At 60.3% G+C, this 26,031-nt stretch carries 26 protein-coding genes; 13 read left to right on the top strand and 13 right to left on the bottom strand.

Annotated features, from left to right (window positions below):
* Positions 1-5: 5 nt before the first annotated feature.
* A complete protein-coding gene (locus J0G10_RS23345; RefSeq protein WP_220556855.1) occupies positions 6-1,004 on the bottom strand; it encodes an AraC family transcriptional regulator in 999 nt (332 codons plus the stop codon).
* A 351-nt stretch (positions 1,005-1,355) separates the two neighbouring features.
* Here J0G10_RS23345 and J0G10_RS23340 point away from each other — a divergent pair, with 351 nt between their 5' ends.
* A complete protein-coding gene (locus J0G10_RS23340; RefSeq protein WP_095123044.1) occupies positions 1,356-2,690 on the top strand; it encodes a dicarboxylate/amino acid:cation symporter in 1,335 nt (444 codons plus the stop codon).
* 145 nt (positions 2,691-2,835) lie between these two features.
* The gene (locus J0G10_RS23335; RefSeq protein WP_220556854.1) at positions 2,836-4,017 is read left to right on the top strand and encodes a CaiB/BaiF CoA transferase family protein; all 1,182 of its coding nucleotides are present in this window, start codon (positions 2,836-2,838) and stop codon (positions 4,015-4,017) included.
* Between the two features lie 133 nt (positions 4,018-4,150).
* Here the strand turns inward: J0G10_RS23335 and J0G10_RS23330 are convergent, their stop codons facing one another.
* Positions 4,151-4,645: a SprT family zinc-dependent metalloprotease gene (locus tag J0G10_RS23330; protein WP_095051057.1), complete on the bottom strand. Its 495-nt coding sequence runs from the start codon at positions 4,643-4,645 to the stop codon at positions 4,151-4,153.
* 127 nt (positions 4,646-4,772) lie between these two features.
* Positions 4,773-5,375 (bottom strand): Yip1 family protein, encoded by a 603-nt coding sequence (locus J0G10_RS23325; protein ID WP_016773629.1) that lies wholly within the window; start codon positions 5,373-5,375, stop codon positions 4,773-4,775.
* Positions 5,376-5,663: 288 nt separating this feature from the next.
* On the opposite strand from J0G10_RS23325, the gene ttcA reads away from it, so the two are divergent.
* On the top strand, positions 5,664-6,488 hold the full coding sequence (gene ttcA / locus J0G10_RS23320) for a tRNA 2-thiocytidine(32) synthetase TtcA (protein WP_093442168.1): 825 nt from the start codon (positions 5,664-5,666) through the stop codon (positions 6,486-6,488).
* A gap of 134 nt (positions 6,489-6,622) precedes the next feature.
* On the top strand, positions 6,623-7,297 hold the full coding sequence (locus J0G10_RS23315) for a DNA-3-methyladenine glycosylase I (RefSeq protein ID WP_095051058.1): 675 nt from the start codon (positions 6,623-6,625) through the stop codon (positions 7,295-7,297).
* A gap of 44 nt (positions 7,298-7,341) precedes the next feature.
* Here J0G10_RS23315 and J0G10_RS23310 read toward each other — a convergent pair whose 3' ends face one another.
* The 3 genes from J0G10_RS23310 to arsC are packed head-to-tail and all read right to left on the bottom strand — an operon-like array spanning position 7,342 to position 8,715.
* Positions 7,342-7,767: a DUF2069 domain-containing protein gene (locus J0G10_RS23310; RefSeq protein ID WP_220556853.1), complete on the bottom strand. Its 426-nt coding sequence runs from the start codon at positions 7,765-7,767 to the stop codon at positions 7,342-7,344.
* 1 nt (position 7,768) lies between these two features.
* Positions 7,769-8,365, bottom strand: a complete 597-nt coding sequence (wrbA, locus tag J0G10_RS23305; RefSeq protein ID WP_095125223.1) for an NAD(P)H:quinone oxidoreductase — start codon at positions 8,363-8,365, stop codon at positions 7,769-7,771.
* Positions 8,362-8,715, bottom strand: coding sequence for an arsenate reductase (glutaredoxin) (gene arsC, locus J0G10_RS23300; protein WP_093442189.1), 354 nt, complete (start codon positions 8,713-8,715; stop codon positions 8,362-8,364). Before arsC ends, wrbA begins: the two co-directional genes overlap by 4 nt.
* Positions 8,716-8,828: 113 nt before the next feature.
* Here arsC and J0G10_RS23295 point away from each other — a divergent pair, with 113 nt between their 5' ends.
* Positions 8,829-9,296 (top strand): TlpA disulfide reductase family protein, encoded by a 468-nt coding sequence (locus J0G10_RS23295; protein WP_007917494.1) that lies wholly within the window; start codon positions 8,829-8,831, stop codon positions 9,294-9,296.
* 288 nt (positions 9,297-9,584) lie between these two features.
* Here the strand turns inward: J0G10_RS23295 and J0G10_RS23290 are convergent, their stop codons facing one another.
* On the bottom strand, positions 9,585-9,989 hold the full coding sequence (locus J0G10_RS23290) for an META domain-containing protein (protein WP_093442194.1): 405 nt from the start codon (positions 9,987-9,989) through the stop codon (positions 9,585-9,587).
* Positions 9,989-10,423, bottom strand: a complete 435-nt coding sequence (locus tag J0G10_RS23285; protein ID WP_095051061.1) for a hypothetical protein — start codon at positions 10,421-10,423, stop codon at positions 9,989-9,991. The genes J0G10_RS23290 and J0G10_RS23285 overlap by 1 nt, the downstream gene beginning before the upstream one ends.
* Before the next feature lie 133 nt (positions 10,424-10,556).
* Between J0G10_RS23285 and J0G10_RS23280 the strand changes: the two genes are divergently transcribed.
* The gene (locus J0G10_RS23280) at positions 10,557-11,015 is read left to right on the top strand and encodes a hypothetical protein (RefSeq protein WP_095051074.1); all 459 of its coding nucleotides are present in this window, start codon (positions 10,557-10,559) and stop codon (positions 11,013-11,015) included.
* A gap of 12 nt (positions 11,016-11,027) precedes the next feature.
* Here J0G10_RS23280 and J0G10_RS23275 read toward each other — a convergent pair whose 3' ends face one another.
* Together J0G10_RS23275 and J0G10_RS23270 are read right to left on the bottom strand one after the other, a co-directional pair.
* Positions 11,028-12,017 (bottom strand): 2-hydroxyacid dehydrogenase, encoded by a 990-nt coding sequence (locus J0G10_RS23275; RefSeq protein ID WP_220556852.1) that lies wholly within the window; start codon positions 12,015-12,017, stop codon positions 11,028-11,030.
* An 82-nt stretch (positions 12,018-12,099) separates the two neighbouring features.
* Positions 12,100-14,853, bottom strand: a complete 2,754-nt coding sequence (locus J0G10_RS23270) for a response regulator (protein ID WP_095051076.1) — start codon at positions 14,851-14,853, stop codon at positions 12,100-12,102.
* Positions 14,854-15,072: 219 nt separating this feature from the next.
* Between J0G10_RS23270 and J0G10_RS23265 the strand changes: the two genes are divergently transcribed.
* From J0G10_RS23265 to J0G10_RS23235, 7 genes are all read left to right on the top strand, one after another.
* Positions 15,073-15,795, top strand: a complete 723-nt coding sequence (locus J0G10_RS23265) for a response regulator transcription factor (RefSeq protein ID WP_220556851.1) — start codon at positions 15,073-15,075, stop codon at positions 15,793-15,795.
* Complete coding sequence (locus J0G10_RS23260) at positions 15,782-17,206, top strand: sensor histidine kinase (protein WP_220556850.1); 1,425 nt, start codon at positions 15,782-15,784, stop codon at positions 17,204-17,206. Before J0G10_RS23265 ends, J0G10_RS23260 begins: the two co-directional genes overlap by 14 nt.
* A 236-nt stretch (positions 17,207-17,442) precedes the next feature.
* Positions 17,443-18,345, top strand: a complete 903-nt coding sequence (gene cysM / locus J0G10_RS23255) for a cysteine synthase CysM (RefSeq protein ID WP_176471271.1) — start codon at positions 17,443-17,445, stop codon at positions 18,343-18,345.
* Positions 18,345-19,721 (top strand): 23S rRNA (uracil(1939)-C(5))-methyltransferase RlmD, encoded by a 1,377-nt coding sequence (rlmD, locus tag J0G10_RS23250; RefSeq protein ID WP_095051064.1) that lies wholly within the window; start codon positions 18,345-18,347, stop codon positions 19,719-19,721. The genes cysM and rlmD overlap by 1 nt, the downstream gene beginning before the upstream one ends.
* Before the next feature lie 101 nt (positions 19,722-19,822).
* Positions 19,823-22,066 carry a GTP diphosphokinase gene (gene relA, locus J0G10_RS23245; RefSeq protein ID WP_077574114.1) on the top strand — a complete coding sequence of 748 codons (2,244 nt, stop codon included), beginning with the start codon at positions 19,823-19,825 and terminating at the stop codon, positions 22,064-22,066.
* A 148-nt stretch (positions 22,067-22,214) separates the two neighbouring features.
* Positions 22,215-23,048 carry a nucleoside triphosphate pyrophosphohydrolase gene (gene mazG, locus J0G10_RS23240; RefSeq protein ID WP_095125219.1) on the top strand — a complete coding sequence of 278 codons (834 nt, stop codon included), beginning with the start codon at positions 22,215-22,217 and terminating at the stop codon, positions 23,046-23,048.
* Positions 23,049-23,073: 25 nt separating this feature from the next.
* Positions 23,074-23,616: a DUF2058 domain-containing protein gene (locus J0G10_RS23235; RefSeq protein WP_016987455.1), complete on the top strand. Its 543-nt coding sequence runs from the start codon at positions 23,074-23,076 to the stop codon at positions 23,614-23,616.
* A 70-nt stretch (positions 23,617-23,686) separates the two neighbouring features.
* Here the strand turns inward: J0G10_RS23235 and J0G10_RS23230 are convergent, their stop codons facing one another.
* The 3 genes from J0G10_RS23230 to fabA all read right to left on the bottom strand — a co-directional run bounded on the left by J0G10_RS23230 (position 23,687) and on the right by fabA (position 26,014).
* Complete coding sequence (locus tag J0G10_RS23230) at positions 23,687-23,875, bottom strand: hypothetical protein (protein ID WP_077574113.1); 189 nt, start codon at positions 23,873-23,875, stop codon at positions 23,687-23,689.
* A gap of 391 nt (positions 23,876-24,266) precedes the next feature.
* On the bottom strand, positions 24,267-25,487 hold the full coding sequence (gene fabB / locus J0G10_RS23225; protein ID WP_003227152.1) for a beta-ketoacyl-ACP synthase I: 1,221 nt from the start codon (positions 25,485-25,487) through the stop codon (positions 24,267-24,269).
* 11 nt (positions 25,488-25,498) lie between these two features.
* The gene (gene fabA / locus J0G10_RS23220) at positions 25,499-26,014 is read right to left on the bottom strand and encodes a 3-hydroxyacyl-[acyl-carrier-protein] dehydratase FabA (RefSeq protein WP_003227150.1); all 516 of its coding nucleotides are present in this window, start codon (positions 26,012-26,014) and stop codon (positions 25,499-25,501) included.
* Positions 26,015-26,031: the final 17 nt, after the last annotated feature.

Raw genomic sequence — 26,031 nt, 5'->3', positions numbered from 1 at the left:
GCGCCTCACTGCTCCTGCGCCCGATAAGCCCCCGGCGTCAGCCCGGTCCACTTCTTGAACGCCCGATGAAACGCCGACGGCTCGGAAAATCCGAGCTGCTCGGCAATCTGCTGCAACGACAGATCCGCACGGCCCAAATGATAAATGGCGATATCTCGCCGCAACTGATCCTTCAACTCCTGAAAACTGCTGCCTTCCTCACGCAAATGCCGGCGCAGCGTTTGCGGGCTGATGTGCAAGTGCGCCGCCACCGCTTCCAGATCCGGCCAGTGTGCCGTGTCGCGACTGAGCAAACGGCGCAGGCGGCTGCTCAGGCTGTCGCCGTCGTCCGGGCGTGAGAGCAGGTCGGCGGGGGAGCGTTCGAGGAAGTGTTTGAGGGTGCGTTCATCCTGCAACAGCGGCATAGACAGATATCGGCTGTGGAATAAAAGGCTGCTTTGCTCGGTACCGAAAGTCAGCGGGCAGGGGAACAACAGGTCATATTCAGCGCCGTGATCGGGGCGGGGATAGCTGAAAGTTGCCTGCTCGAGGCGAATTCGCTGGCCAATCAGCCAACTGCCGAGGCGATGCCAGATCACCAGCAAACTCTCGGTGAGAAAGTGATCCGGGTCGCACATCTGCGAATCGTCGAGGCTCAAACGCACCCATTCGTCTTCGCGCGTCAGGCTCAGGCGCGGGGCTTCGGGGAATAGGCTATAAAACAATAAACCCCGTTGCAGGGCTTTCTCTAGATTGCGGCAGTGAATCGAGGCGTGGCACATCATGGCGAAACTGCCGGGCTTGCTCGGGGCGTTGCCGAAACCCAGGTATTCGTCATCCAGCGCCAGCCACAGGCCCTGAATCAACCGGGTGAATTGTTCCGGAGCGATGCGTGCGCGCGGCTCGTCGAGCAGTTCCGGGCTGATGCCCAGTTGCAGCAGCAGGCTCGAGTAATCGAACCCTTGGCGGCGCGCGCCACCGAGGGCGGCACGGGCGAAATGACTGGCGATGGTGCGTTCGCGCATAAGCGGCAGATCCTTCCTCAGGCGCCGGATGGTAGCCGGCGGCTGGACACGCCTACAAGGCGGATTTCCGCCAAATTGTAGGACGAGAAGCGGCGAGTTGGCGGAAATCCGCCACACTTGAGTCACCGAGTGGTGACATCCATGACGGTGTAATCCCTGATATCAAAAGGCTTGCAGGCAATCGCACCAAAGTGGCACGACGTTTGCGATACAAGCCACAGAAGCGTGCGTTTAGCCCTGATGGAAAACGCTGCTCCAACAACAAATCCCTCCAGTGCAGGAGGGTTCGCAATTAAGGTTTCGCGGCCAACAGATGGATGTTGCTACGCGGGACGCTTGAGGAAACCTGCAATGACGACTCGTCAGCCACTGTACAAATCCCTGTATTTCCAGGTGATCGTTGCCATCGCCATCGGCATCCTGCTTGGTCACTTCTACCCTCAGACCGGTGTGGCCCTCAAGCCGCTGGGTGATGGGTTCATCAAACTGATCAAAATGGTCATCGCCCCGATCATCTTCTGCACCGTTGTCAGCGGCATCGCCGGCATGCAGAACATGAAATCCGTGGGCAAGACTGGCGGCTACGCGCTGCTGTACTTCGAAATCGTTTCCACCATTGCCCTGCTGATCGGTCTGATCGTGGTCAACGTTGTGCAACCGGGCGCCGGCATGCACATCGACGTCACCACCCTGGACGCCTCGAAAATCGCCACTTATGTGACGGCCAGTAAAGACCAGAGCATTGTCGGTTTCCTCCTCAATGTAATCCCGAACACCATCGTCGGCGCGTTCGCCACCGGTGACATCCTGCAAGTGCTGATGTTCTCGGTGATCTTCGGCTACGCCCTGCATCGCCTGGGTTCGTACGGTCGTCCGCTGCTGGACATGATCGATCGCTTCGCCCACGTGATGTTCAACATCATCAACATGATCATGAAACTGGCGCCGCTGGGTGCTTTCGGCGCGATGGCCTTCACCATCGGTGCCTACGGCGTCGGCTCGCTGGTGCAACTGGGCCAGTTGATGATCTGCTTCTACATCACCTGCATCCTGTTCGTGGTGGTGGTGCTGGGTGCGATCTGCCGTGCTCACGGTTTCAGCGTGTTCAAGCTGGTGCGTTACATCCGTGAAGAACTGTTGATCGTACTGGGCACGTCCTCGTCGGAATCGGCACTGCCACGCATGCTGATCAAGATGGAGCGTCTGGGCGCGAAGAAATCCGTAGTAGGTCTGGTGATCCCGACCGGTTACTCGTTCAACCTCGACGGTACTTCGATCTACCTGACCATGGCGGCCGTGTTCATCGCTCAGGCGACCGACACTCACATGGACATCACTCACCAGATCACCCTGCTGCTGGTATTGCTGCTGTCCTCCAAAGGTGCGGCGGGCGTGACCGGTTCGGGCTTCATCGTGCTGGCTGCCACTCTGTCGGCGGTAGGTCACCTGCCGGTGGCCGGTCTGGCGCTGATCCTCGGTATCGACCGCTTCATGTCCGAAGCCCGCGCACTGACCAACCTGGTCGGTAACGCAGTAGCCACCATCGTGGTTGCCAAGTGGGTCAAGGAGCTGGATACCGATCAGCTGCAAACCGAGCTGGCCTCGGGCGGCCGCGGTATCGCTGATACCCGTCCTGAAGATGATCTGGGTGTGGCTGAAGGCCCAACCCCAAGCAATGTGAAGTAAGCACTGCTTGCCTGGAAAAACCCGCTTCGGCGGGTTTTTTCTTGCCTGCTGTTTGAGCGTAACGGTCACACCCGCTGACATTTCCGGTGATTGCCGTAGGCGGTATCGCTGCCTAGGCTGAGTGCATCGCCCAAGGAGTTCGCCCATGTCCGCACCGCTGGCCTCACTGAAGATCCTCGATTTCTCTACATTGCTGCCGGGGCCGTTCGCCTCGCTGTTGCTGGCGGATATGGGCGCTGAAGTGCTGCGCATCGAATCACCAACGCGCATGGACCTGCTGCGGGTATTGCCGCCGCATGATGGCGGAGTTTCGGCCAGTCATGCCTACCTCAATCGCAACAAGCGCAGCCTGGCCCTGGACCTCAAACAGCCCGAGGCGCTGGACGTGGTCAAGCAATTGCTGACCGATTACGACATCGTCCTCGAGCAGTTTCGCCCCGGTGTCATGGAGCGTTTGGGCCTGGGCTATGAAGTGCTGAAGGCGATCAACCCGAAGCTGATCTACGTGTCGATCACCGGTTACGGCCAGACCGGGCCGTACAAGGATCGCGCCGGGCATGACATCAACTACCTGGCGCTGGCCGGCCTTGCCAGTTACACCGGCCGTGCCGATAGCGGGCCGTTGCCGCTGGGCATGCAAGTGGCGGACGTGGCGGGTGGTTCGCTGCACGGGGTGATCGGCCTGCTCGCGGCAGTGATTGCCCGTCAGCAAACGGGACAGGGCACGCACCTGGATGTAAGCATGACCGACTGCGCGTTCAGCCTGAATGCAATGGCCGGTGCCGGCTATCTGGCTTGCGGCGAAGAGCCAGAGTGGGAAGAGCAGATGCTCAACGGCGGCAGCTTCTACGATTATTACCGTTCTCGCGATGGACGCTGGATGTCGGTGGGCAGTCTGGAGCCGGGGTTCATGCAGCAATTGTGTGCGGCGCTGGGGCGGCCGGAGTTGGCCGCACAGGGCCTGTCGCCCAAGCCTGAACAGCAGCGGGCGTTGAAATACGCGCTGACGGTGGAGTTTGAAAAACATGACTTTGCTGAATTGTGCGAGTTGTTTGCCGGGATTGATGCGTGTGTCGAGCCGGTATTGAGTCTGGGGGAGGCGGTAAGCCATCCGCAGTTGCGGGCACGGGAATTGGTGACGCAGGTGCCGCGTGAGGATGGTACGACGCAGGCGCAGATGGCCTGTCCGTTGAAGTTTTCCGAAGCGTTGCCGGCGCCGCGGCATGTTGGCGCGGTGTTGGGGCAGCATACGGATCAGGTGTTGGGGGAGTTGGGGTTGAGTCCTTCGAAAATTGAAGAGCTGCGCCGGGCCAAAGTCATTCTTTAGTGCCTGTTCTGGCCTCATCGCTGGCAAGCCAGCTCCCACAGTTTTCGAGGTGTCCACAGATTCTGTGTAAGACACCTAAACCTGTGGGAGCTGGCTTGCCAGCGATGGGGCCAGTCAGGGCGACACAAACTGACTATTCCACCCGCATCTCACCACTGAACACCAAAGTGTTGCGGCAGCGCCGACACAAATACCGCCGCCCCTGCCGCACCAGGCTATGGCGCTGCGCCGAAAACGGAAAATCGCTGTCCGCGCACGGGCATTTGTAGATATAGCGGGTCACGCTGCGGCGCTTGATTGCATAGGTGTGGCAGCGATCCGGCGGCAGTTCGTAAACCCCGCGCATGATCAGTTGCCATTCCTCGCCGTGGGGCTGAATGCGCTCGCCAAACAACTGATGGGCGATCAGGTGCGCGACTTCGTGGGCCACGGTCTGCTTGAGGAAGTGTTCGGTGTTTTCCCGGTACAGCTGCGGATTGAAGCGCAGCAGATTCTCGTGCAGATGCGCGACACCGGCTTTTTGCCCGCGCAGCTTGAGACTGACGACAGGGCGTGGGAAAGAACGTTTGAAAAAGGCTTCAGCGAGTTGGTAACAGTCTTCGACGCGGGTATTGAGTTGCTCGGGCATGCTTGATGGATCTCCAGAGGCGTCGAGTATGCCGCAACCCTGTGGACTTGCGAATCGCCGAGCTGCCGAATGGTCATCCTTGAAACGACAAGGCCGCCTTGCGGCGGCCTGTGATCAGCCTGTCGAGTCAGTTCGTATACACAGGCCCGACGCCCAGCCCCCAGACAATCACGGTGAATGCCATGATGGCGACCAGCACCACCAGACCCACCGCCAGCACCGAGCTGGAAAACAGGAAGCCCTCGTCCGACGGAATATTCATGAACGTCGGCAGCCCCACATACAACAGATAAACCGTGTAGCAGATGGCCGCCGTACCGACGATCATCCCCAGCCACATATGCGGATACAGCGCCGCCAGACCGCCGACGAACAACGGTGTCGCGGTATAAGTGGCAAATGCGACACAACGGGCCAGACTCGGGTTGGCGTCATAGGTACGCGCCATCCAGTGCACGAAAGCGCCCATGACCGCGACCCCGCCGAGCATGGCCAGGTACGACATGATCGTCATCCACAGTGCGCTTTCAAAGGTAAGCATCACCGGTGCGCGGTTGCCGATCACCCAGCCAACCTGAGTAGTGCCGATAAACGCCGAGACAGCGGGGATCGCCGCCAGAATCAGCGTGTGGGTGAGGTACATGTGGCTGATGCTTTCCTCTTGGTCGCCACGGATTTCCTTCCATTCCTGATCGGGGTGGGTAAAAAGTCCCACTACGTGATGGATCATGCCAGTCACTCCTCTTGTTATTGCCATCGCCCCCCAGCGGAGCGCCTACGGGCCAAGGTGGCCGAGCAAATACAGGTCTTCAGATGTGTGCGACCTTATGCCGCAGTATAGAAAGGTCTTACCCGCACAGGTATTAGGAGCTTAGAGCAAATCGCGCTGTAAACAGTGCGGGTAATCGCCTCGGGGTCTGTTAACGCGCCGTCGGCTGGCCGCGACAACCTGTGCCCACAACCCCGGGGTTTTTGCGTAAAATGCCGGCCTTTCGTCACACCTCACGGATTTCGCGTCATGGGCACTCTTACGGTCAACCAGAACAAACTGCAAAAGCGCCTGCGCCGCCTGGCCGGCGAAGCGGTCGCCGATTTCAACATGATTGAAGACGGCGACAAGGTGATGGTCTGCCTGTCCGGCGGCAAGGACAGCTACACCATGCTCGACGTGCTCCTGCACCTGCAGAAGGTTGCACCGATCAAGTTCGAGATCGTCGCGGTGAACATGGACCAGAAGCAGCCGGGCTTCCCCGAGCATGTGCTGCCGGCCTATCTGAAAGAGCTGGGCGTCGAGTACCACATCGTCGAGAAAGACACCTACTCGGTGGTCAAGGAACTGATCCCGGAAGGTAAGACCACTTGCTCGCTGTGCTCGCGCCTGCGTCGCGGCACGCTTTATACCTTTGCCGATGAGATTGGCGCGACGAAAATGGCCCTCGGTCACCACCGGGACGACATCGTCGAGACGTTCTTCCTCAACATGTTCTTCAACGGTTCGCTTAAAGCCATGCCGCCGAAGCTGCGCGCCGACGATGGTCGCAACGTGGTGATCCGTCCGCTGGCCTACTGCAACGAGAAAGACATTCAGGCGTACTCGGACTTCAAGGAATTCCCGATCATCCCGTGCAACCTCTGCGGTTCGCAGGAAAACCTGCAGCGTCAGGTAGTCAAGGAAATGCTTCAGGACTGGGAACGCAAGACCCCGGGCCGCACCGAAAGCATCTTCCGCAGTCTGCAGAACGTGATCCCGTCGCAACTGGCCGACCGCAACCTGTTCGACTTCACCAGCCTGAAGATCGACGAGACCGCTGCTTCGCGCTTCGTCAACGTCGTCAATCTGTAAACCCATTTCAAATGTGGGAGCGAGCCTGCTCGCGAAAGCGGTGCGTCATTCAACTGATTTGTTGACTGATACTCCCACTTCGCGAGCAGGCTCGCTCCCACATTGGTTTCTTGCTTCATTCAATAGGAGAGGGCATGCGCGATTACAAGTGGCTGCACGAATACTGTCTGAACCGCTTCGGTTCGGCGGCTGAACTGGAAGCCCATCTGCCCGTTCCCAAGACCCCGGCACAACTGCGCAAGATCAGCGACGACCGCTACCTCTCGACCATGGCCCTGCGCGTATTTCGCGCCGGCCTCAAACACAGTCTGGTCGACGCCAAGTGGCCGGCCTTCGAAGAGGTGTTCTTCAAGTTCGACCCGGAAAAAGTCGTGCTGATGAGCGCCGAACACCTTGAGCGCCTGATGCAGGATGCGCGAATCATCCGTCACCTCGGCAAGCTCAAGAGCGTGCCGCGCAATGCGCAGTTCATTCTCGATGTGGAGAAGGAGAAGGGCAGTTTCGGTGCGCTGATTGCCGACTGGCCGGTGACCGATATCGTCGGTTTATGGACGTACCTGAAAAAGCACGGCCATCAACTGGGCGGGCTGTCGGCGCCACGGTTTTTGCGCATGGTTGGCAAGGACACGTTTGTGCCGAGCTACGACGTGGTCGCGGCGCTGAATGCGCAGAAGATCGTCGACAAGGTGCCGACCAGTTTGCGTGACCTGGCGATTGTCCAGGACACGTTCAACCAGTGGCATGAGCAGAGCGGCGGACGGGCGATGAGCCAGATTTCGATGATGCTCGCGTACACAGTGAATCATTGATACCGAGTTGCCCCAATCGCTGGCTTGCCAGCGATGGCGGTCTGTCAGGCGACGGAGACTTCGCCTTCGCCAGCCTGCTTGCGATTCAACTGATACCGCCACCGCACATACAACAGCGCCGAGCAGAACACCGCCAGGCTCGCGATCATCTCCAGCACGCCAAACCACTGTCGACTCGGGTCATACGCCGCCAGTGCGCCTTTGATGAAATACAGATTCACCACAAAGCACATCCACGAATGCCCACGGGCGCTGCCCATGATCATCGCCGGGGCGAGGATGATCCACGGGATCAGCTCGACCAGCAGAATCACCCATGGCCGCGCGCCGTGCAGGTCGGCGAACAGCAGATAGTAGGCCGCGAGCAGACCGGCTAGGGCGAAAAAGCTCAGCAGGCTGAGCACCCGCATCGCCTTCACCCGTGGCTCAAGCCACTCGACACTCGGCAGAATCTTCGGCTTCTTCGCCATCTCAGCCCACCAGTTTCTGAGCGGTTTTGGCCAGCCGCAGACCCAACGCACGGCACAGTGCAACTTCGTGCTGATCAAGGCCTTTTTTGCCGTCCGCTCCGGCGTGATGACTGGCACCGTAAGGCGTGCCGCCACCCTGGGTTTCCAGCAGCGCCGACTCGCTGTACGGCAGGCCGGTGATGAGCATGCCGTGGTGCAGCAGCGGCAACATCATCGACAGCAGGGTGGTTTCCTGACCGCCGTGCAGGCTGGCGGTAGAGGTGAACACGCCAGCCGGTTTGCCGACGAGGGCGCCGGTCAGCCACAGGTTGCTGGTGCCGTCGAGGAAGTACTTCAGTGGCGCGGCCATGTTGCCGAAACGCGTCGGGCTACCGAGGGCGAGGCCAGCGCAGTTCTTCAAATCATCCAGCGTTGCGTACAGCGCGCCGTCCTCCGGGATGGCCGGGGCCACGGCTTCGCACTCGGTGGAGATCGCCGGCACGGTGCGCAGGCGCGCTTCGAGGCCAGCCTGTTCGACACCGCGGGCAATCTGCCGGGCCATCTCGTTGGTCGAGCCGTTGCGGCTGTAATACAGCACCAGAATGTACGGCGCGCTCACGGCAACAACTCCAGGATATTTTCGGGTGGACGACCGATCACCGCTTTGTCGCCGACTTCGAGAATCGGTCGCTCCATCAGTTTTGGATGCTGGGCAATGGCGTCGATCAATTGCGCTTCGCTGAGGCTTTCGTCAGCCAGTTGAAGCATTTTGTATTCATCTTCCCCGGTGCGCAGCAACTGACGTGCGCTGATCCCGAGCTTGCCGAGCAGGGCCTTGATTTGCGCTGCATTCAGCGGGGTCTCGAGGTACCGCACGACGTTCGGGGTCAGGCCGCGGGCTTCAAGAAGCTCCAGCGCGCCGCGGGATTTCGAGCAGCGCGGATTGTGATAAAGCGTCAGATCGGTCATGGCGGGTCGCTTCTGGCGTAAAGTGGCGGCTATTCTAACTGTGCAGCGCGCAATCCAGAACCTTCGGAGGCAATGGGTCGCAGGCGCCTTCAAATTTTCTCAAGGAACACGACATGACACGGCGATTGGCAGCGGCATTGACGATAATCGGGGCGTTGATGCTGGGGGGCTGCGGCAATGATTACGGGATCGACCAGAACGGTCAGAAGGTCGCGTCCGAACGTCTCGACAAACAATGGGTGGTGCTCAACTACTGGGCCGAATGGTGCGGCCCGTGCCGCACCGAGATCCCGGAGCTCAACCATCTGGCTGACGAGCTGAAGAGCAAGAACGTCGGCGTGTTCGGGGTCAACTTTGACAATGTGCAAGGTGTGGAGCTGAAAGACGCCAGTGAAAAACTGGGCATCAAGTTCACCGTGCTGGCGCAGGATCCGGCGGAGTTGTTTGAGTTACCGCGCAGTGAGGCGCTGCCGGTGACGTACATCATCGACAACAAAGGCAAGGTGCGTGAGCAGTTGATGGGGGAGCAGACGGCGGCTGGGGTGATGGCGAAGCTGGAGGCGTTGCAGGCGACCAAGTGAATTGCCGCTAAAGAGCAACCCTCACCCCAGCCCTCTCCCAGAGGGAGAGGGAGCCGACCGAGGTGTCTGGCGAGGTACATCGACCTGAGAGATCGAGTCGATTGTGAATTCGTCAAAACCAGATCCGCTCGATTAGGCAGTCGCAAGAGCGGGATTCGATCGATTATGGATTCGATGAGGACCTTTCAGGTCGGCGTAGCTCCCCAATATCCCCCAATCAGTCCCCTCTCCCCCTGGGAGAGGGCTAGGCGGGCGGCGTTCCGATGAGGGCATCGGCGGACTAGCCAATCAACCCTCTTCCAGCCACCAGCGTAGCGGCTTGCCTTCAGCCGGCCAGAAGCGCATCTGCTCGATCGGCGAGATATCCCAGCGCTCGACGTGTTCCAGCGCCTGCAGGAAGCGTTGTTCCTGCTCCATCAACGCTGGTGCACAGAGTTTGCGGGTCTTGCCGATCTTGCCGAAGGTCAGCTTGTCGCCGTCCAGCGTATACGGCGCAAACCAATGGTTGCAGCCGCCGTTGCCGTAGGCGCGGCCATCATCGCCCAGGGTCACGGTCAGATGGCTGTAATCCATCAGCGGGCGCTCGCCGATCCACTCCAGAATGTAGCTGCGGTTCTGTTGCAGTTGCACAGGCTCTGCCGCGCAACCCACCAGACCCACACCGACCATAGCGGTCAGGGCAAGCCGTTTCATCACGCAGGCTCCTGGCATTTCGGGCACAGGTGCTTTTCGCCCACGGCTTTCCAGCCCAGCTCGGCGATGCGCGCGGTGGCCGCCGGTTTCTCTGCGGCCTTGCCGAGTTTGGCGTCCACGGCAAATTCGAAGCTCAGCTCTTTGGCGCAGCTGTCGCAATTGACCTGCCAGGTGTGGATCGCCAGTTCGCCGAACACCGGGCCAGTGGTCATCGCGGTCCATTGGCCCGGCGGGTTGATCAGGTGGCGGACGGTTTCAACGGTCAGGCGCATGGACAAGTCCTTGCTGCCTTTGAGGGTGACCAACAGCGCGTCACCGATGCGAATCGAGCCACCATTGCCGGTGACCTGATAGCGGCCCGGAACGAGGGCGCGGCATTCGGTGAGGGTGTGTTGCGGGTTCATCAGGGTATAGCGGAAATCGTGTTCGACCATGGGTCCTCCAAATATGCGCGACATGCTAGCACGGGGTTGATTGCAGAATGATGCGCGCGTGCGACCTTCGATCCGGTTCAAATACCGCGACACTCATGGCAAACTGCCGGCCTCGAATCTGAAGGAACGGAACATGGCGCTGATCGAATGTTATGAATGCAAAAAGAGCATCAGCTCCGAAGCCTCGGCCTGCATTCATTGTGGAGCTCCGATGGCGGAGCAAACCGCTCACGCCCAGGCGCAGGCAACTGCGGCCCCGGCTCAGCCTTCGACGATTTCTTTTGGCAGTCTGCCGCGTAACAAGGCTGTGCCCGAAGTCACTGCTCCAGCGCCTGAACCGCAACCTTTACCGAAAGTCATGCCGGCCGCCGCACGGCGTCGGCGCCAGCAGCCAACCGAGCAACCGGCCACAGAGCAGGCCAATGCCGACGGCAGTCGTCCGGTGGAAGGCTGGCTGAAGATCATGATCTTCCTGCTGCCGATGTTTTTCGTCTGGTTCCTGCTGCGCTACGGCCACTCGATGAAACAGCGCTTTTTTGGTTTCGGCTGGCTGGCGATGCTGATTCTGGCGTCTTCGCTTTCACCGAAATAAGCGCAAAAAACCTCAGCCCTCGACCTGGTTCTGTGGCGTTCCCGCCGCCCAGGTCGCGATGTTGTGCAGGGTGGTTGCGGCAATTGCACCCAGCGCTTCGCGGGTCAGAAAGGCCTGATGCGCGGTGATGATCACGTTGGGAAAGGTCAGCAATCGCGCCAGCACATCGTCCTGCAAAGGCAGGTCGGAGCGATCCTCGAAAAACAGTTGTGCCTCTTCCTCATAGACATCCAGCCCCAGATAGCCGAGTTGGCCGTCCTTCAATGCATCGATCAGTGCCGGTGTGTCGACCAGCCCACCACGGCCGGTATTGATAAGCATGGCGCCCGCCTGCATGTGCGCCAGTGAATCGCGGTTGATCAGGTGTTTGCTTTGCTCGTTGAGCGGACAGTGCAGGCTGATGATCCGCGACTGCGCGAGCAGTTCCGGCAGGCTCAGGTAACGCGCACCCAACGCCAGAACATCGGGGTTGGGGAAGGGATCGTAAGCCAGTAGCTCACAACCGAAACCGTGCATGATTTTCGCGAACGTGGCGCCGATCTGTCCGGTGCCGACAATCCCCACGGTTTTGCCGACCAGGTCGAAACCGGTCAGGCCATGGAGGCTGAAATCGCCTTCACGGGTGCGGTTATAGGCACGGTGCAGGCGACGGTTGAGGGCCAGGATCAGCGCCACGGCGTGTTCGGCCACCGCATGCGGCGAGTAGGCCGGCACGCGCACCACGGCCAGTCCGAGACGTTTCGCTGCGGCCAGATCGACATGGTTGTAGCCCGCCGAGCGCAGGGCAATCAGACGCGTGCCGCCCGCAGCCAGGCGCTCCAGCACGGGAGCGCTGAGATCATCATTGATGAACGCACAGACCACTTCATGTCTATCGGCCAGCGCTGCCGTATCGAGGCTGAGCCGGGCCGGTTGAAAGTGCAACTCGATACCTGCCGGGCAAGCGGCGGCGAGAAAGCTGTCGCGGTCATAGGTCTGGCTGCTGAAAACGAGCGTGCGCATGAAATCCTCCTGGAACATCGACACGGATTGAATCACCCGAACCCACTTTAGCGCTGCCGGTGTTGGCCGGCATTGCCGTGGATCAGGCGCTGATCTTCGCTTGTGCCGCGAGCCGGTTGATCGCGCGCTCCAGTTCTTCCAGCGCTGCCACGGCCTTGGGGTCGTCCTGCTTGAGCAGGGTTTCGCTGCGCTGGCAGGCCGCGCGCAATTGCGGTACGCCGCAATAACGGGTGGCACCGTGCAGGCGATGGACGCGTTCGATCAATGCATTCTGGTCGCGGTTTTCGCACGCCGCGCGGATGGCCTCGCGGTCGGCTTCCAGTGAGGCGAGCAACATGGCCAGCATGTCTGCCGCCAGATCAGCCTTGCCGGCGGCCAGGCGCAAACCTTCCTCGTGATCGAGCACCGGCAGTTCATTATTGCCCGCCGCGCTGTCGCTGATCCGCTCCGGCCCTTGATTGCGCAAGGCCAGGCCGGTCCATTTCAGCACCACCTGCGCCAGTTGCCGTTCGCTGATCGGTTTGGTCAGGTAATCGTCCATGCCGCTTTGCAGCAACGCGCGTTTTTCGTTGGCCATGGCGTGGGCGGTGAGGGCGACGATCGGCAGCGGCGTGCAGTGCCGCTCGCTTTCCCACTGGCGAATGGTTTCGGTGCTCTGGCGGCCGTCCATGCCCGGCATCTGCACGTCCATCAACACCAGATCGAAGGACTCGCTTTGTACGGCTTTGACCGCCGCGTAGCCACTTTCCACCGCAAGTACCTTGGCGCCCATGTCTTCGAGCAGGGTTTGCACCAGCAGCAGGTTGGCCGGGTTGTCGTCGACACAGAGCACTTTCGGCGCGCGGCTCGACAGCGGTTCCCCTGGCTCATTGCGCGGCTGGCGCGGGTTGACCAGATCGGCCAGCGCACGACGCAGTTTGCGTGTGCAGGCCGGCTTGGCTTGCAACTGACTGTGCGGGTTCGGCACCGACAGATGGAACAGCGTCTGTTCGGTGGTCGGGCACAGCACCAGCACTTTACAGCCCAGATGTTCGAGGTCCCAGATGTGCTGATTCAAACGCTCGGGCAGCATGTCGTTGCTGGTGATGCCGATGACCGCCAGATCAATCGCCTGATCGGTCTGGTGCGCGCCGGTGACGCCATTGGTCAAGGTTTCCAGCGTATTGAACGGCGTGACATCGAGGCCGCAATCTTCCAGTTGATGTTGCAAGGCCTGACGCGCCAGTTCATGACTTTCCAGTACTGCCACGCGGCGCCCGAGTAGCGGCGGGGCCGGCAAGTCTTCGGCGTCGTCACGGGTTTTCGGCAGGCTCAGGCTGATCCAGAATTCCGAGCCTTCGCCGGGTGTGCTGTCGACGCCGATTTCACCACCCATCTGCTCAATCAGACGCTTGGAAATCACCAGCCCCAGGCCGGTGCCGCCCGGTTGCCGCGACAGCGAGTTGTCGGCCTGACTGAAGGCCTGGAACAACGCGCGCACGTCCTGATTCGACAGGCCGATGCCGGTGTCCTGAATGCTGATGCGCAACTGCACGCTGTCTTCGTGTTCATCTTCAAGCATCGCGCGGGCAACGATGGTGCCTTCGCGGGTGAACTTGATTGCGTTGCTGACCAGGTTGGTGAGGATCTGCTTCAGGCGTAACGGGTCACCGACCAGCGACAGCGGCGTGTCGCGGTAGACCAGACTGACCAGCTCCAATTGCTTGGCGTGTGCGGCGGGGGCGAGGATGGTCAGGGTGTCCTGCAACAGGTCGCGCAGGTTGAACGGAATATGGTCGAGCACCAGTTTGCCCGCCTCGATTTTCGAGAAGTCGAGGATCTCGTTGATGATCCCCAGCAGGCTGTCGGCAGACTTTTCGATGGTGCCCAGATAATCGAGCTGGCGCGGGGTCAGTTCGCTTTTCTGCAACAGGTGCGTGAAGCCGAGAATACCGTTGAGCGGCGTGCGGATCTCGTGGCTCATGTTGGCGAGGAATTCGGATTTGATCCGGCTCGCCTCCAGCGCTTCTTTGCGCGCCAGGTCCAGTTCGATGTTCTGGATCTCGATGGTTTCCAGGTTCTGGCGCACGTCTTCGGTGGCCTGATCGACACTGTGTTGCAGTTCTTCGCGGGCGTTCTGCAAGGTGCCGGCCATGCGATTGATCCCGGAGGCCAGCTCATCCAGCTCTTGGCTGCCAAGTGGCGGCAAACGCGTTTCCAGATGGCCGTCCTTGAGTTGCGCGACGGCTTGCTTGATCTGGCTCAGCGGCCGGTTGATGGTGCGGCCCATGCGCAACGCCAGCAGGGCGGCGCCCGCCAGACCGGCGGCAATCAGCAGCAGGCTGGCAAACAGGCTGCGATAACCGCGCAGCAACATGCCGTTATGCGACAGCTCCAATTCGACCCAGCCAAGCAGTCGCTCGGATTCTTCCGGGATCAGTTCGCCGGCGAGGTTGCGATGTTTGCCGAACACCGGCATCAGGTAACGCGTCGCGTCATTGCCACTGCGCCGTTGCAAATGCGCGCTGTCGCCGCTGGGCGCCTGATTGAGCATGGTCGGGCCGGCGTGGGCCAGCGGCGAGCGGTCCGGGGCGAGGAAGGTCACCGCGCGCACGTCCGGCTGTTCAAGGGATTGCGTGGCGATGCGCTCCAGCAATTCGCTGTTGCCATGGCCCATGGCGGGTGCCACCAGCGGCGCCAGTTGCTCGGCAATCATTTCGCCGCGCTGCATCAATTGGGTCTGCAAGTCGGCCTGCTGCGTCCAGGTGAAATAACCACCCAGCACCAGCGCCATCAGGCTGGTCGGCAACAAGGTCAGCAATAACACGCGACCTTTGATTCCCAGTTTCTTGAGCACGCCTATCTCCTGCATCCCGCTGATCTGTTGACTCATGCGTGCATCCGGCACGCGACATTGGCGCAGTGTAGCGATTTGCTCGCGGGCAATCTCCGGAAAAATGCGCTCGCGTCGCGGCAGGGCGTCGCTGCTCGTTGGTCAGCTCGGTCAACCTTGAGTTGCCCGATGCCCGGCAATCTTGAATAATCAGTCTCAACTGAGAATTACTTGCAGATACTCATGACTCCTGTTTCCGCTGGCCAGCCACGCATTCTCTCCATCGAAGACGATCCGGTACTCGGCGCCTATGTTCACGAACATCTGGGCCGCAGCGGCTTTCAGGTGACCTGGTGCCAGAACGGTCAGGAAGGCCTGAACATCGCCACGCGCCAGCCGTTCGACGTGGTGCTGATGGATATTCTCTTGCCGGGCCTGGACGGTTTGCAGGTGTTGACGCAATTGCGCCAGAGCCATTCGACACCGGTACTGCTGATGTCGGCCCTCGGCGCCGAGGCGGATCGCATCAGCGGTTTCCGTCTCGGTGCTGACGATTATTTACCCAAGCCGTTCAGCATGGCCGAGTTGCATGTGCGCATCGAAGCGATCCTGCGCCGGGTTGCGCTGGATCGGCGCCCGGCAGCGCTGGCGGCGCCAGTGGCGGTCGGTACGCTGCGATTCGATGACGAACAGTGCGATGTGTTTTTCCGCGAACAACCCGCCGGGCTGACCCGCAGCGAATTCCGTTTGCTCGAAACCCTCAATCGCAACGAAGAGGAAGTGCTGAGCAAAGCCTTCCTTTATCAGCACGTTTTGCAGCGCGGCTACGCGGCCCACGATCGCAGCCTCGACATGCATATCAGCCAGATCCGCCGCAAACTGAAAGCCATCGGTTACACCGAGCGTGAAGTGCGCACCGTCTGGGGCAAGGGTTACGTGTTGAGCGCCGCTGATGAAACGCTCTGAACTGCCGGGGCGGCATTCACTGTTCTGGAAACTGGCGTTTCTGCTGGTCGCATTTTGTCTGCTGATGATCTGGCTGAGCTGGTCGTGGGGCCGTTATATGGAGGAGCGCAACCAGTTCCTCTCCGACGAAGCGCGCGGCACCCTGACGCGTTACGCCGCGCAAGCGGAACAGGCCTGGCAGCACGGCGGCCGCAGCGGGGTCGATGACTGGTTGCAGAGCATGGAGTTGCGTGAAGCCAGTTGGGTCGGTGTGATCGGTGGCAACTTACAGTCGCTGAGCAATGATCCGCTGAATGATCAGGAAATTCAGCACCTGACCTTCTTGCGTGGGCTCGACTGGCCGATCCACAAGAAAGGCCGCCCGTGGTTGCGCATTCCTTTCCCCAAAGAGCCGTCTGCCGGCAGCCTGGTGATCGAATTGCCCGAACGATTTGTTCCGGGTAAGTACCGGGTGTTCTGGCGCGTCATCACCAACGGCGTGATTCCAGGTCTGTTCACGTTATTGCTGTGTGTCGGTCTGTACCGCTTGCTGGTCGTGCCCCTGAACAACCTGCGCGAACAGGCTAACGCCTGGCGTGCCGATCAATTGAATGTGCGCCTGTCGAGCGGTATCACCCAGCGCCCGGATGAACTCGGCGAGCTGGCGCGGGCGTTCGACTCCATGTCCGAGCGCCTGCAATCCACCGTCGCCCTGCAACAGCAATTGCTCCGCGATCTGTCCCACGAATTGCGCACGCCGCTGAGCCGGCTGCGCGTGGCCAGCGAAAGCGAGCAGGATTTGGTGCAGCTACGCGAACGTATCGGTCGCGAAGTCGACGGTATGCAAAGACTGGTCGAAGACACCCTGCAACTGGCTTGGCTCGATACTGACCGCTCGCCATTGCCCGACGAGGCGATCCAGATTCAGGCCCTGTGGGAAATGCTCACCGACAATGCCTGTTATGAAAGCGGCTGGCCGAGTCTGCAATTGCAGTGTTCGGTCGAGGCGTCGTGCTGGGTGCGCGGCAACTTGAATACCCTGGCGCAGGCGCTGGAGAACATTTTGCGCAACGCGATTCGGCATTCGCCTGCGGGTGGGATCGTGCGACTGGATGGACGGCGCGACGGCGATTTCTGGCATCTGTGGCTGGAAGATCAGGGCGGCGGGGTGGCGGAAGGGGATCTGGAACGGATCTTCTCGCCGTTCACTCGGCTCGACGGCTCGCGGCCCGGTGATGGTGGTTTTGGCTTGGGGCTGAGCATCGCGCGCAATGCCGTGCAGCGTCAGGGCGGGAGTATTTGGGCGGAAAATAGCGGGGCAGGGTTGCGGTTGAATTTGCGGTTGCTGGCGGATGACGGTGTTGCGCCGACTGACGCCTTCGCGAGCAGGCTCGCTCCCACATTGGAACTCGGTTCGCCGCAGATTGTGTGATCAACAGTTAATAGTGTCATCACTGCTGACACTACTCCTTGTGGGAGCGAGCCTGCTTGCGAAGAGGCCATACGCATCACCGCCAATTAAGATGACCCACCGTAAAAGTCGCACCACTGGTGCGACTTTCAATCCCTTATTCCCATAAACCATAAGCACCGCACTTTGCGTGATATGGCCTGCGCGGGTTTGCCGGTATGATAGGCGCCCCCGCACGTCTGGATTGCGAATACGCCATGACCTTGCAGTACCCAACCATCGCCGATTGCGTCGGCAACACGCCGCTGGTGCGTTTGCAGCGCCTGCCCGGTGCTACCAGCAACACCCTATTGCTCAAGCTCGAAGGGAATAACCCGGCGGGTTCGGTCAAGGACCGTCCGGCGTTGTCGATGATCACCCGCGCCGAGTTGCGCGGGCAGATCCACGCCGGCGATACGCTGATCGAAGCGACCTCGGGTAACACCGGGATCGCGCTGGCCATGGCCGCTGCGATCAAGGGTTACAAGATGATCCTGATCATGCCGGACAACTCCAGCGCCGAGCGTAAAGCGGCGATGACCGCGTACGGTGCCGAGCTGATTCTGGTCAGCCAGGAAGAAGGCATGGAAGGCGCCCGCGACCTCGCCCAGCGGATGGAAGTCGAAGGCCGTGGCAAGGTGCTCGATCAGTTCGCCAATGGCGACAATCCTGAGGCGCACTACACCACCACAGGTCCGGAAATCTGGCGTCAGACCCAGGGCACCATTACCCATTTCGTCAGTTCGATGGGCACCACCGGCACCATCATGGGCGTGTCGCGCTACTTGAAAGAGCAGAGCGACAGCGTGCAGATCGTCGGTCTGCAACCGATGGAAGGCTCGGCCATTCCCGGCATCCGCCGCTGGCCGCAGGAATACCTGCCGAAAATTTATCAGGCCGACCGCGTCGACCGTATCGTCGACATGGCGCAAAGCGAGGCCGAGGACGTGACCCGTCGTCTGGCCCGCGAAGAAGGTATCTTCTGCGGCGTGTCCTCGGGCGGTGCGGTGGCAGCGATGCTGCGCCTGTCCAAAGAAGTTGAAAACGCGGTGATCGTCGCGATCATCTGCGACCGTGGCGACCGTTACCTGTCGACCGGCATTTTCGACGCGCCTAACTGATGGCCAAGCACGAGAGAGGCCTGCGCTTCCAGCCCACGGGTGGGAGCAAGGCCGCGCAAATTCCGACCGGCAAAAAACAGCGCTTGAGCATTGAGCGCCTGGCCAATGACGGTCGCGGTATCGCGTTTTTCGAAGGCAAAACCTGGTTCGTCCTCGGCGCCCTCGCCGGCGAAGAGGTCGAAGCGCGGGTGCTCGGCGCCCACGGCAAAGTGGTCGAGGCGCGCACCGAGCGGGTGTTCAAGGCCAGCGAACTGCGTCGCCCGGCACCGTGTCAGCACGCCGGTCGTTGTGGCGGTTGCAGCGTCCAGCATTTGCCCCACAGCGAACAGCTTGCCCTGAAACAGCGCATGCTCGCCGAGCAATTGTCGCGTGTCGCCGGTGTCGAACCTGAAGCGTGGGCAGCGCCGCTGACCGGTCCCGAATTCGGCTATCGCCGTCGCGCCCGCATCGCCGTGCGCTGGGACATGAAGGCGAAGAAACTCGAAGTCGGTTTCCGTGCCGCCGGCAGCCAGGACATCGTCGCGATCAACGAATGCCCGGTGCTGGTACAGCCCTTGCAACCGATCATGACCCGTTTGCCGGAGATGCTCCGTCGTTTGAGCAAACCGCAAGCATTGGGCCATGTCGAGTTGTTCAGTGGCTCGTCACTGGCGGTGCTGCTGCGGCACATGGCGCCGTTGTCGGAAGCGGATCTGACCATTCTCAAGGAATTCTGCCAGTTCCATGAAGCGCAATTATGGCTGCATGGCGAAGGCGAGCCGCAACCGGTCGATGCGACCCAGGCGCTGGGCTATCGCCTGGAACAGTGGGATCTGGATCTGGCGTACCGCCCGGGTGACTTCATCCAGGTCAACGCCGGCGTCAACGAAGCCATGGTTGCGCAAGCGCTGGACTGGCTGAAACCCGGTAGCGACGAGCGCGTGCTGGATCTGTTCTGCGGCCTGGGCAACTTTGCCTTGCCGCTGGCCAAAACCGTTCGGGAAGTGGTGGCGGTCGAAGGCGTGCAGACCATGGTTGATCGCGCTGAAGCCAACGCCGCTAGTAACAATTTGCATAACACAAAGTTTTTTCAAGCCGATTTATCCCAGCCTTTGACCGATGCCCAGTGGATCGGAAACGGCTTTTCTGCGGTACTCTTGGACCCACCGCGTGACGGTGCTTTCGAGGTAGTTCGCAAGCTGGCGACCCTGGGTGCCAAACGGTTGGTGTATGTGTCGTGCAACCCTGCAACTCTGGCGCGCGATACGGTCGAATTGATCAAGCAGGGCTACCGGTTAAAACGTGCCGGGATTCTCGATATGTTTCCTCAGACGGCACATGTCGAGGCCATGGCGTTATTTGAAGCGAGCCAGGATGGCTCGTCTGAATCCGCCTGATCTGTCCGCGCAGCGCTCGCTTTAGCCCCGCGAGCGCAAACGGGCAACAAGGATCAGCGATTTGACGCATTGAATCTGCGTCGTAGGGAAGGTAAAGCAAGATGGTACAGGTGAGAGCACACCAGCCGATCAACACTGACGGCAGTATCAATCTCGAGGCTTGGCTCGATCACGCGGTCAGTGTCGATCTGGCACTGGATCGCGAAGCCTTGAAAGAAGCCTGCGAGTTCGCTCGCGAGGCCGAACAACAATCCAATGCCAGGAAGAATCTGTGGGCCGAAGGCTCCGGCAGCTTCAGTACTGGCCTGGAAATCGCCGAGATTCTCGCCGACCTCAAGCTCGATCAGGATTCGCTGGTCGCAGCGGTCCTGTATCGCGGCGTGCGTGAAGGCCAGATCGAACTCGCGGCCGTCGGCCAGCGCTTCGGCCCGGTGGTGGCCAAACTGATCGACGGCGTGCAGCGCATGGCCGCCATCAGTGCCAGCCTCAGCCCGCGTCAGTCGATGGTTATGGGCACGCAAGGGCAGGTGGAAAACCTGCGCAAGATGCTGGTGGCGATGGTCGATGACGTTCGCGTTGCCCTGATCAAACTCGCCGAACGCACCTGCGCCATTCGTGCGGTGAAAACCGCCGACGACGAAAAGCGTAACCGCGTCGCCCGCGAAGTCTTCGACATTTATGCGCCGCTCGCGCACCGCCTCGGCATCGGTCATATCAAATGGGAACTGGAGGACTTGTCCTTCCGTTATCTCGAGCCGGATCAATACAAGCAGATTGCCAAGTTGCTCCACGAGCGACGGCTGGACCGTGAGCGTTTCATCGCCGATGTGATGACCCAGCTCAAGGATGAATTGCAAGCCACCGGCGTCGATGCCGACATCAGCGGCCGGGCCAAACACATCTATTCCATCTGGCGCAAAATGCAACGCAAGGGTCTGGAATTCAGCCAGATCTACGACGTGCGTGCGGTGCGCGTGCTGGTCCCGGAAATGCGCGACTGCTACACCGCGCTGGGTATCGTCCACACCTTGTGGCGGCACATCCCGAAAGAATTCGACGACTATATCGCCAACCCGAAAGAGAACGGCTACCGCTCGTTGCACACGGCGGTGATCGGCCCTGAGGGTAAAGTGCTCGAGGTGCAGATCCGTACGCACTCGATGCACGAAGAAGCCGAGCTCGGCGTCTGCGCGCACTGGCGCTACAAGGGCACCGACGTCAAATCCGGCTCGAACCACTACGAAGAGAAAATCTCCTGGCTGCGACAGGTCCTCGAGTGGCACGAAGAGCTGGGCGATATCGGTGGTCTGGCCGAACAACTGCGCGTCGATATCGAGCCGGATCGGGTCTACATCTTCACCCCCGACGGGCACGCCATCGACTTGCCGAAGGGCGCGACACCGCTGGACTTCGCTTATCGCGTGCACACCGAGATCGGCCACAACTGCCGTGGCGCGAAGATCAACGGGCGCATCGTGCCGCTCAACTACAGCCTGCAGACCGGTGAGCAGGTCGAGATCATCACCAGCAAGCACGGTACGCCGAGCCGCGACTGGCTGAACTCGAATCTCGGTTACGTCACTACCTCGCGGGCGCGGGCGAAGATCGTTCACTGGTTCAAATTGCAGGCGCGCGATCAGAACGTTGCCGCCGGTAAAACCCTGATCGAGCGCGAACTGACGCGCCTCGGCCTGCCAGCGGTGGACTTCGACAAGCTGGCCGACAAGGCCAACATGAAAACCGCCGAAGACATGTTCGCCGCCCTCGGTGCCGGCGACCTGCGTCTGGCGCAACTGGTCAACCTCGCGCAGCAACTGGTCGAACCGGAACGCGGCAACGAGCAGCTAGAACTGATTCCGCGCAAGGCCACCGGCTACAAACCGGGCAAGCGTGGCGATATTCAGATTCAGGGCGTCGGCAACCTGATGACGCAGATGGCCGGCTGCTGCCAGCCGCTGCCGGGCGATGCGATCGTTGGTTACATCACTCAGGGTCGTGGCGTGAGCATTCACCGTCAGGACTGCGCCTCGGTGCTGCAACTGGGCGGACGCGAGCCGGAGCGGATCATCCAGGTCAGCTGGGGCCCGGTGCCGGTGCTCACCTACCCGGTGGACATTGTCATCCGCGCCTACGACCGTTCCGGTCTGCTGCGTGACGTCTCGCAGGTATTGCTCAACGAGCGTATCAACGTGCTCGCGGTCAACACCCGCTCGAACAAGGAAGACAACACCGCGCTGATGTCGCTGACCATTGAGATCCCGGGACTGGATGCACTGGGGCGGTTGCTCGGGCGGATTTCGCAGTTGCCGAACATCATCGAAACGCGGCGTAACCGTACCCCTTGAAGATGACTTCGATTGATCGTTCCCACGCTCCGCGTGGGAATGCCTCTAGGGACGCTCTGCGTCCAGTGACGCGGAGCGTCACGGGCTGCATTCCCACGCAGAGCGTGGGAACGATCAAGATCGCAGAAAGGGTTGAGTGAGATTTTGTATGTACAGCCTTGAAGACCTGCTCCACCTGATGAACCGTCTGCGCGATCCGCAATACGGTTGCCCGTGGGACATCAAGCAAACCTACGCGACCATCGTTCCGCACACCCTCGAAGAAGCCTACGAAGTGGCCGACGCCATCGAGCGCGGCGACTTCGATCACTTGCAGGGCGAGCTGGGCGATCTGCTGTTCCAAGTGGTGTATTACAGCCAGTTGGCCAGGGAAGAAGGGCGTTTCGAATTTGCCGGGGTGATCGACAGCATCACCCGCAAACTGATCCGTCGTCATCCCCACGTGTTCCCCACCGGTGATCTCTACGCACCGCTGGATGTGCCGCGCTTGAGTGAAGAACAGGTCAAGCAGCGCTGGGAAGAGATCAAGGCTGAAGAGCGCGCCGAGAAATCTGCCGCGCCCGAGCAACTGTCACTGCTCGATGACGTGCCGGCGACGTTGCCGGCATTGTCGCGTTCGGCCAAGTTGCAGAAGCGCGCAGGCCAGGTCGGTTTCGACTGGCCAGACGCCTTGCCGGTGCTCGACAAGGTGCGTGAAGAACTCGATGAAGTCCTCGAAGCCATGTCCGAAAACGATCCCGTCGCCGTGGCTGACGAGATCGGCGATCTGCTGTTTTCCGTGGTCAACCTGGCCCGGCATCTGAAGGTCGACCCGGAAACTGCGCTGCGTGGCGCCAACGGCAAGTTCGAAAGACGTTTCCGATTTATCGAACAGGCATTGCGCGACACCCACCGTCCCATAGAAGATTGCACCCTCGAAGAGTTGGACGCCCTGTGGGGTGAAGCCAAACGTCAGGAAAAGAATTTGCCCGGCTGCGGCTGAGCCACTGCCCAAGTGAGTAAGCACCATGAGTATTTCCCTTCGCGACCAGTTGCTCAAAGCAGGCCTGGTCAACCAAAAGCAGGCCAAGCAGGTCAGCAAGGACAAGCAGAAGCAGCAACGTCTGGCGCACAAAGGTCAGATCGAACTGGATGACTCGCAGCAGCGTGCCGCCCAGGAAGCCATGGCTGAGAAGGTCAAGCGTGACCAGGAGCTGAACCGCCAGCAGAAAGAGAAAGCCGAAGCCAAGGCGCGTGCAGCACAGGTCAAGCAACTGATCGAAGTCTCGCGTCTGCCGAAGCTGACCACCGAGGACTACTACAACTTCGTCGACGACAAGAAGGTCAAGCGCATCTCGGTCAACACGCTGATGCGCAACAAGCTCAGCAGCGGTTCGCTGGCGATCGTGCACCATGCCGGCGGCTACGAAGTGATCCCGCGTGAAGCGGCCCTGAAGATCCAGGAGCGCGATCCACAGCGCATCGTCCAGCTCAACGTGCAGACCGAAGAGGTCAGCACCGAGGACGATCCGTACGCGGCGTATCAGATCCCTGATGATCTGATGTGGTAAATCGATAAAGCTGTAATAACGACAAACCCCGCTCATGGCGGGGTTTGTCGTTTTCAATGCTGTGGTTGAATCAGGAGGAACGGGTTTCGCGTTGTTGCTCTTGTACTTCGAGTTCGGCCTTGTAGTTGTGGGCATCGATCTCGTTGTGGAACATGCCGACCAGCAAGTCTTGTTGATGCACGTCCCAGATGCGGATACCGGCGGCTACGCCTTCGTGGGACATGTGTGAATCGTCGCGTTCAGTTACTTTTACAGTCATCTGCTAGCTCCAAATCTCAAGTTATCTGCAGCAAGGCGTGTGCAGGACTCTTTTATATGATTTGTTAGCTTGCTAAGTAAACGCTTGATTTGCGCAAGGTGTTATTGCGTTTTTTGCAACAGTGCTGCAGCCCGCGTAATCCGCGACATTCGGTCGCAGGGCGGTAAGTTTCATGACAGAAGTTTCATCTCCAGAACTCTCTGGATCCCTGTGGGAGCTGGCTTGCCAGCGATGACGTCGGCACAGCAAGCATCTTCGTTGCCTGACACTCCGCTATCGCTGGCAAGCCAGCTCCCACAGGGATCAGCGGTGTCCCGGCTATTTTCTACAGACGAAAAAAAACGCCCCGAACCAGTCGGGGCGTTTTCATGTGTGGCTCAAGCGGGGGGAATTACTTGCCTTCCCAGCGCTTCAGTACCAGCGTGGCGTTGGTGCCGCCGAAGCCGAAGCTGTTGCTCATCACAGTGTTGATGGTGGCGTTCTCGCGGGTCTTGGTCAGCACCGGCAGGTCGGCCACTTCAGGGTCCAGCTCGTCGATGTTGGCGGAGCCGGCAATGAAGTTGCCTTCCATCATCAGCATGCAGTAGATCGCTTCGTGAACGCCGGCGGCGCCCAGGGAGTGACCGGACAGGCTCTTGGTCGAGCTGATCGCCGGTGCCTTGTCGCCGAACACTTCACGCACACCTTTCATTTCCGCGACGTCGCCGACCGGAGTCGAGGTGCCGTGGGTGTTCAGGTAGTCGATCGGCGTATCAACGGTGGACATCGCCATCTGCATGCAGCGGATCGCGCCTTCGCCACTTGGGGCAACCATGTCGTAGCCGTCGGACGTTGCGCCGTAGCCAACGATTTCGGCGTAGATTTTCGCGCCACGGGCCAGAGCGTGTTCCAGCTCTTCAACCACGACCATGCCGCCACCGCCAGCGATGACGAAACCGTCACGGTCGGCGTCGTAGGCACGGGAAGCTTGTTCTGGGGTGTCGTTACGCTTGCTGGACAGAGCGCCCATTGCGTCGAACAGGAACGACTGGCTCCAGTGCTCTTCTTCACCGCCACCGGCGAAAACGATGTCCTGTTTGCCCATCTGGATCTGTTCCATGGCAGTACCGATGCAGTGAGCACTGGTGGCGCAGGCAGATGCGATGGAGTAGTTCAGGCCTTTGATCTTGAATGGCGTGGCCAGGCAAGCGGAAACGGTGCTGCTCATGGTCCGCGTCACGCGGTATGGGCCAACGCGTTTCACGCCTTTCTCGCGCAGGATGTCCAGCGCTTCCATCTGGTTCAGCGTGGAAGCACCGCCCGAGCCGGCGATCAGGCCGGTACGCGGGTTGGACACTTGCTCTTCGGTCAGGCCGGAGTCAGCAATGGCGTCTTTCATGGCCAGGTAGGCGTACGCGGCTGCGTGGCCGACGAAGCGATAGATCTTGCGATCGATCAGTTCTTCAAGGTTGAGGTCGATGGAGCCGGAAACCTGGCTACGCAGACCCATTTCAGCATATTCCGGGTTGAACCGGATGCCAGGGCGGCTTGCACGCAGGTTAGCGGAGACGGTCTCTTTGTCATTGCCCAGGCACGAAACGATGCCCAGACCAGTGATAACGACGCGGCGCATGCGAATAACCCTTAGAAGTTGTCAGTGGAGGTGAACACGCCGACGCGAAGGCCTTCGGCGGTGTAGATTTCGCGACCGTCGACAGTCACCGAACCATCGGCAATGGCCAGGTTCAGCTTGCCCTTGAGGACGCGTTTGATATGAATGTTGTAAGTAACTTTCTTGGCGGTCGGCAGCACCTGACCGAAGAACTTCACTTCGCCTGAACCCAGCGCACGGCCACGGCCCGGCAGGCCTTGCCAGCCCAGGAAGAAACCGACCAGTTGCCACATGGCATCCAGACCCAGACAGCCCGGCATCACCGGATCGCCTTCGAAGTGGCACGCGAAGAACCACAGGTCAGGGTTGATATCCAGCTCGGCGACCAATTCACCTTTGCCGTACTTGCCGCCTTCTTCGCTGATCAGGGTGATGCGATCGACCATCAGCATGTTCGGGGCGGGCAGTTGCGCGTTACCTGGGCCGAACAGCTCACCGCGACTGCAGCGCAGCAGATCTTCCCGAGTAAAGGCGTTTTGTTTGGTCATGCGAGCTCCTCAATAAT

Source organism: Pseudomonas germanica (assembly GCF_019614655.1).
Taxonomy (GTDB): domain Bacteria; phylum Pseudomonadota; class Gammaproteobacteria; order Pseudomonadales; family Pseudomonadaceae; genus Aquipseudomonas; species Aquipseudomonas neuropathica.
Note: the sequence above shows the minus strand (reverse complement) of the source record. Positions and strands in the feature narration are given on the sequence as shown.

Bases quoted from the DNA above. Each gene is read 5' to 3' on its own strand.
- J0G10_RS23285 (WP_095051061.1), bottom strand. From the start codon at position 10,423: ATGGTCGAACACGATTTCCGCTATACCCTGATGAACCCGCAACACACC.
- J0G10_RS23330 (WP_095051057.1), bottom strand. From the start codon at position 4,645: ATGCCCGAGCAACTCAATACCCGCGTCGAAGACTGTTACCAACTCGCT.
- J0G10_RS23260 (WP_220556850.1), top strand. From the start codon at position 15,782: ATGAAACGCTCTGAACTGCCGGGGCGGCATTCACTGTTCTGGAAACTG.
- J0G10_RS23290 (WP_093442194.1), bottom strand. From the start codon at position 9,989: ATGAAACGGCTTGCCCTGACCGCTATGGTCGGTGTGGGTCTGGTGGGT.
- J0G10_RS23325 (WP_016773629.1), bottom strand. From the start codon at position 5,375: ATGATCCATCACGTAGTGGGACTTTTTACCCACCCCGATCAGGAATGG.
- mazG (WP_095125219.1), top strand. From the start codon at position 22,215: ATGTACAGCCTTGAAGACCTGCTCCACCTGATGAACCGTCTGCGCGAT.
- J0G10_RS23345 (WP_220556855.1), bottom strand. From the start codon at position 1,004: ATGCGCGAACGCACCATCGCCAGTCATTTCGCCCGTGCCGCCCTCGGT.
- J0G10_RS23275 (WP_220556852.1), bottom strand. From the start codon at position 12,017: ATGCGCACGCTCGTTTTCAGCAGCCAGACCTATGACCGCGACAGCTTT.
- J0G10_RS23280 (WP_095051074.1), top strand. From the start codon at position 10,557: ATGGCGCTGATCGAATGTTATGAATGCAAAAAGAGCATCAGCTCCGAA.
- rlmD (WP_095051064.1), top strand. From the start codon at position 18,345: ATGGCCAAGCACGAGAGAGGCCTGCGCTTCCAGCCCACGGGTGGGAGC.
- ttcA (WP_093442168.1), top strand. From the start codon at position 5,664: ATGGGCACTCTTACGGTCAACCAGAACAAACTGCAAAAGCGCCTGCGC.
- J0G10_RS23265 (WP_220556851.1), top strand. From the start codon at position 15,073: ATGACTCCTGTTTCCGCTGGCCAGCCACGCATTCTCTCCATCGAAGAC.
- J0G10_RS23295 (WP_007917494.1), top strand. From the start codon at position 8,829: ATGACACGGCGATTGGCAGCGGCATTGACGATAATCGGGGCGTTGATG.
- arsC (WP_093442189.1), bottom strand. From the start codon at position 8,715: ATGACCGATCTGACGCTTTATCACAATCCGCGCTGCTCGAAATCCCGC.
- J0G10_RS23340 (WP_095123044.1), top strand. From the start codon at position 1,356: ATGACGACTCGTCAGCCACTGTACAAATCCCTGTATTTCCAGGTGATC.
- J0G10_RS23235 (WP_016987455.1), top strand. From the start codon at position 23,074: ATGAGTATTTCCCTTCGCGACCAGTTGCTCAAAGCAGGCCTGGTCAAC.
- J0G10_RS23335 (WP_220556854.1), top strand. From the start codon at position 2,836: ATGTCCGCACCGCTGGCCTCACTGAAGATCCTCGATTTCTCTACATTG.
- J0G10_RS23315 (WP_095051058.1), top strand. From the start codon at position 6,623: ATGCGCGATTACAAGTGGCTGCACGAATACTGTCTGAACCGCTTCGGT.
- J0G10_RS23230 (WP_077574113.1), bottom strand. From the start codon at position 23,875: ATGACTGTAAAAGTAACTGAACGCGACGATTCACACATGTCCCACGAA.
- fabA (WP_003227150.1), bottom strand. From the start codon at position 26,014: ATGACCAAACAAAACGCCTTTACTCGGGAAGATCTGCTGCGCTGCAGT.
- J0G10_RS23310 (WP_220556853.1), bottom strand. From the start codon at position 7,767: ATGGCGAAGAAGCCGAAGATTCTGCCGAGTGTCGAGTGGCTTGAGCCA.
- relA (WP_077574114.1), top strand. From the start codon at position 19,823: ATGGTACAGGTGAGAGCACACCAGCCGATCAACACTGACGGCAGTATC.
- cysM (WP_176471271.1), top strand. From the start codon at position 17,443: ATGACCTTGCAGTACCCAACCATCGCCGATTGCGTCGGCAACACGCCG.
- fabB (WP_003227152.1), bottom strand. From the start codon at position 25,487: ATGCGCCGCGTCGTTATCACTGGTCTGGGCATCGTTTCGTGCCTGGGC.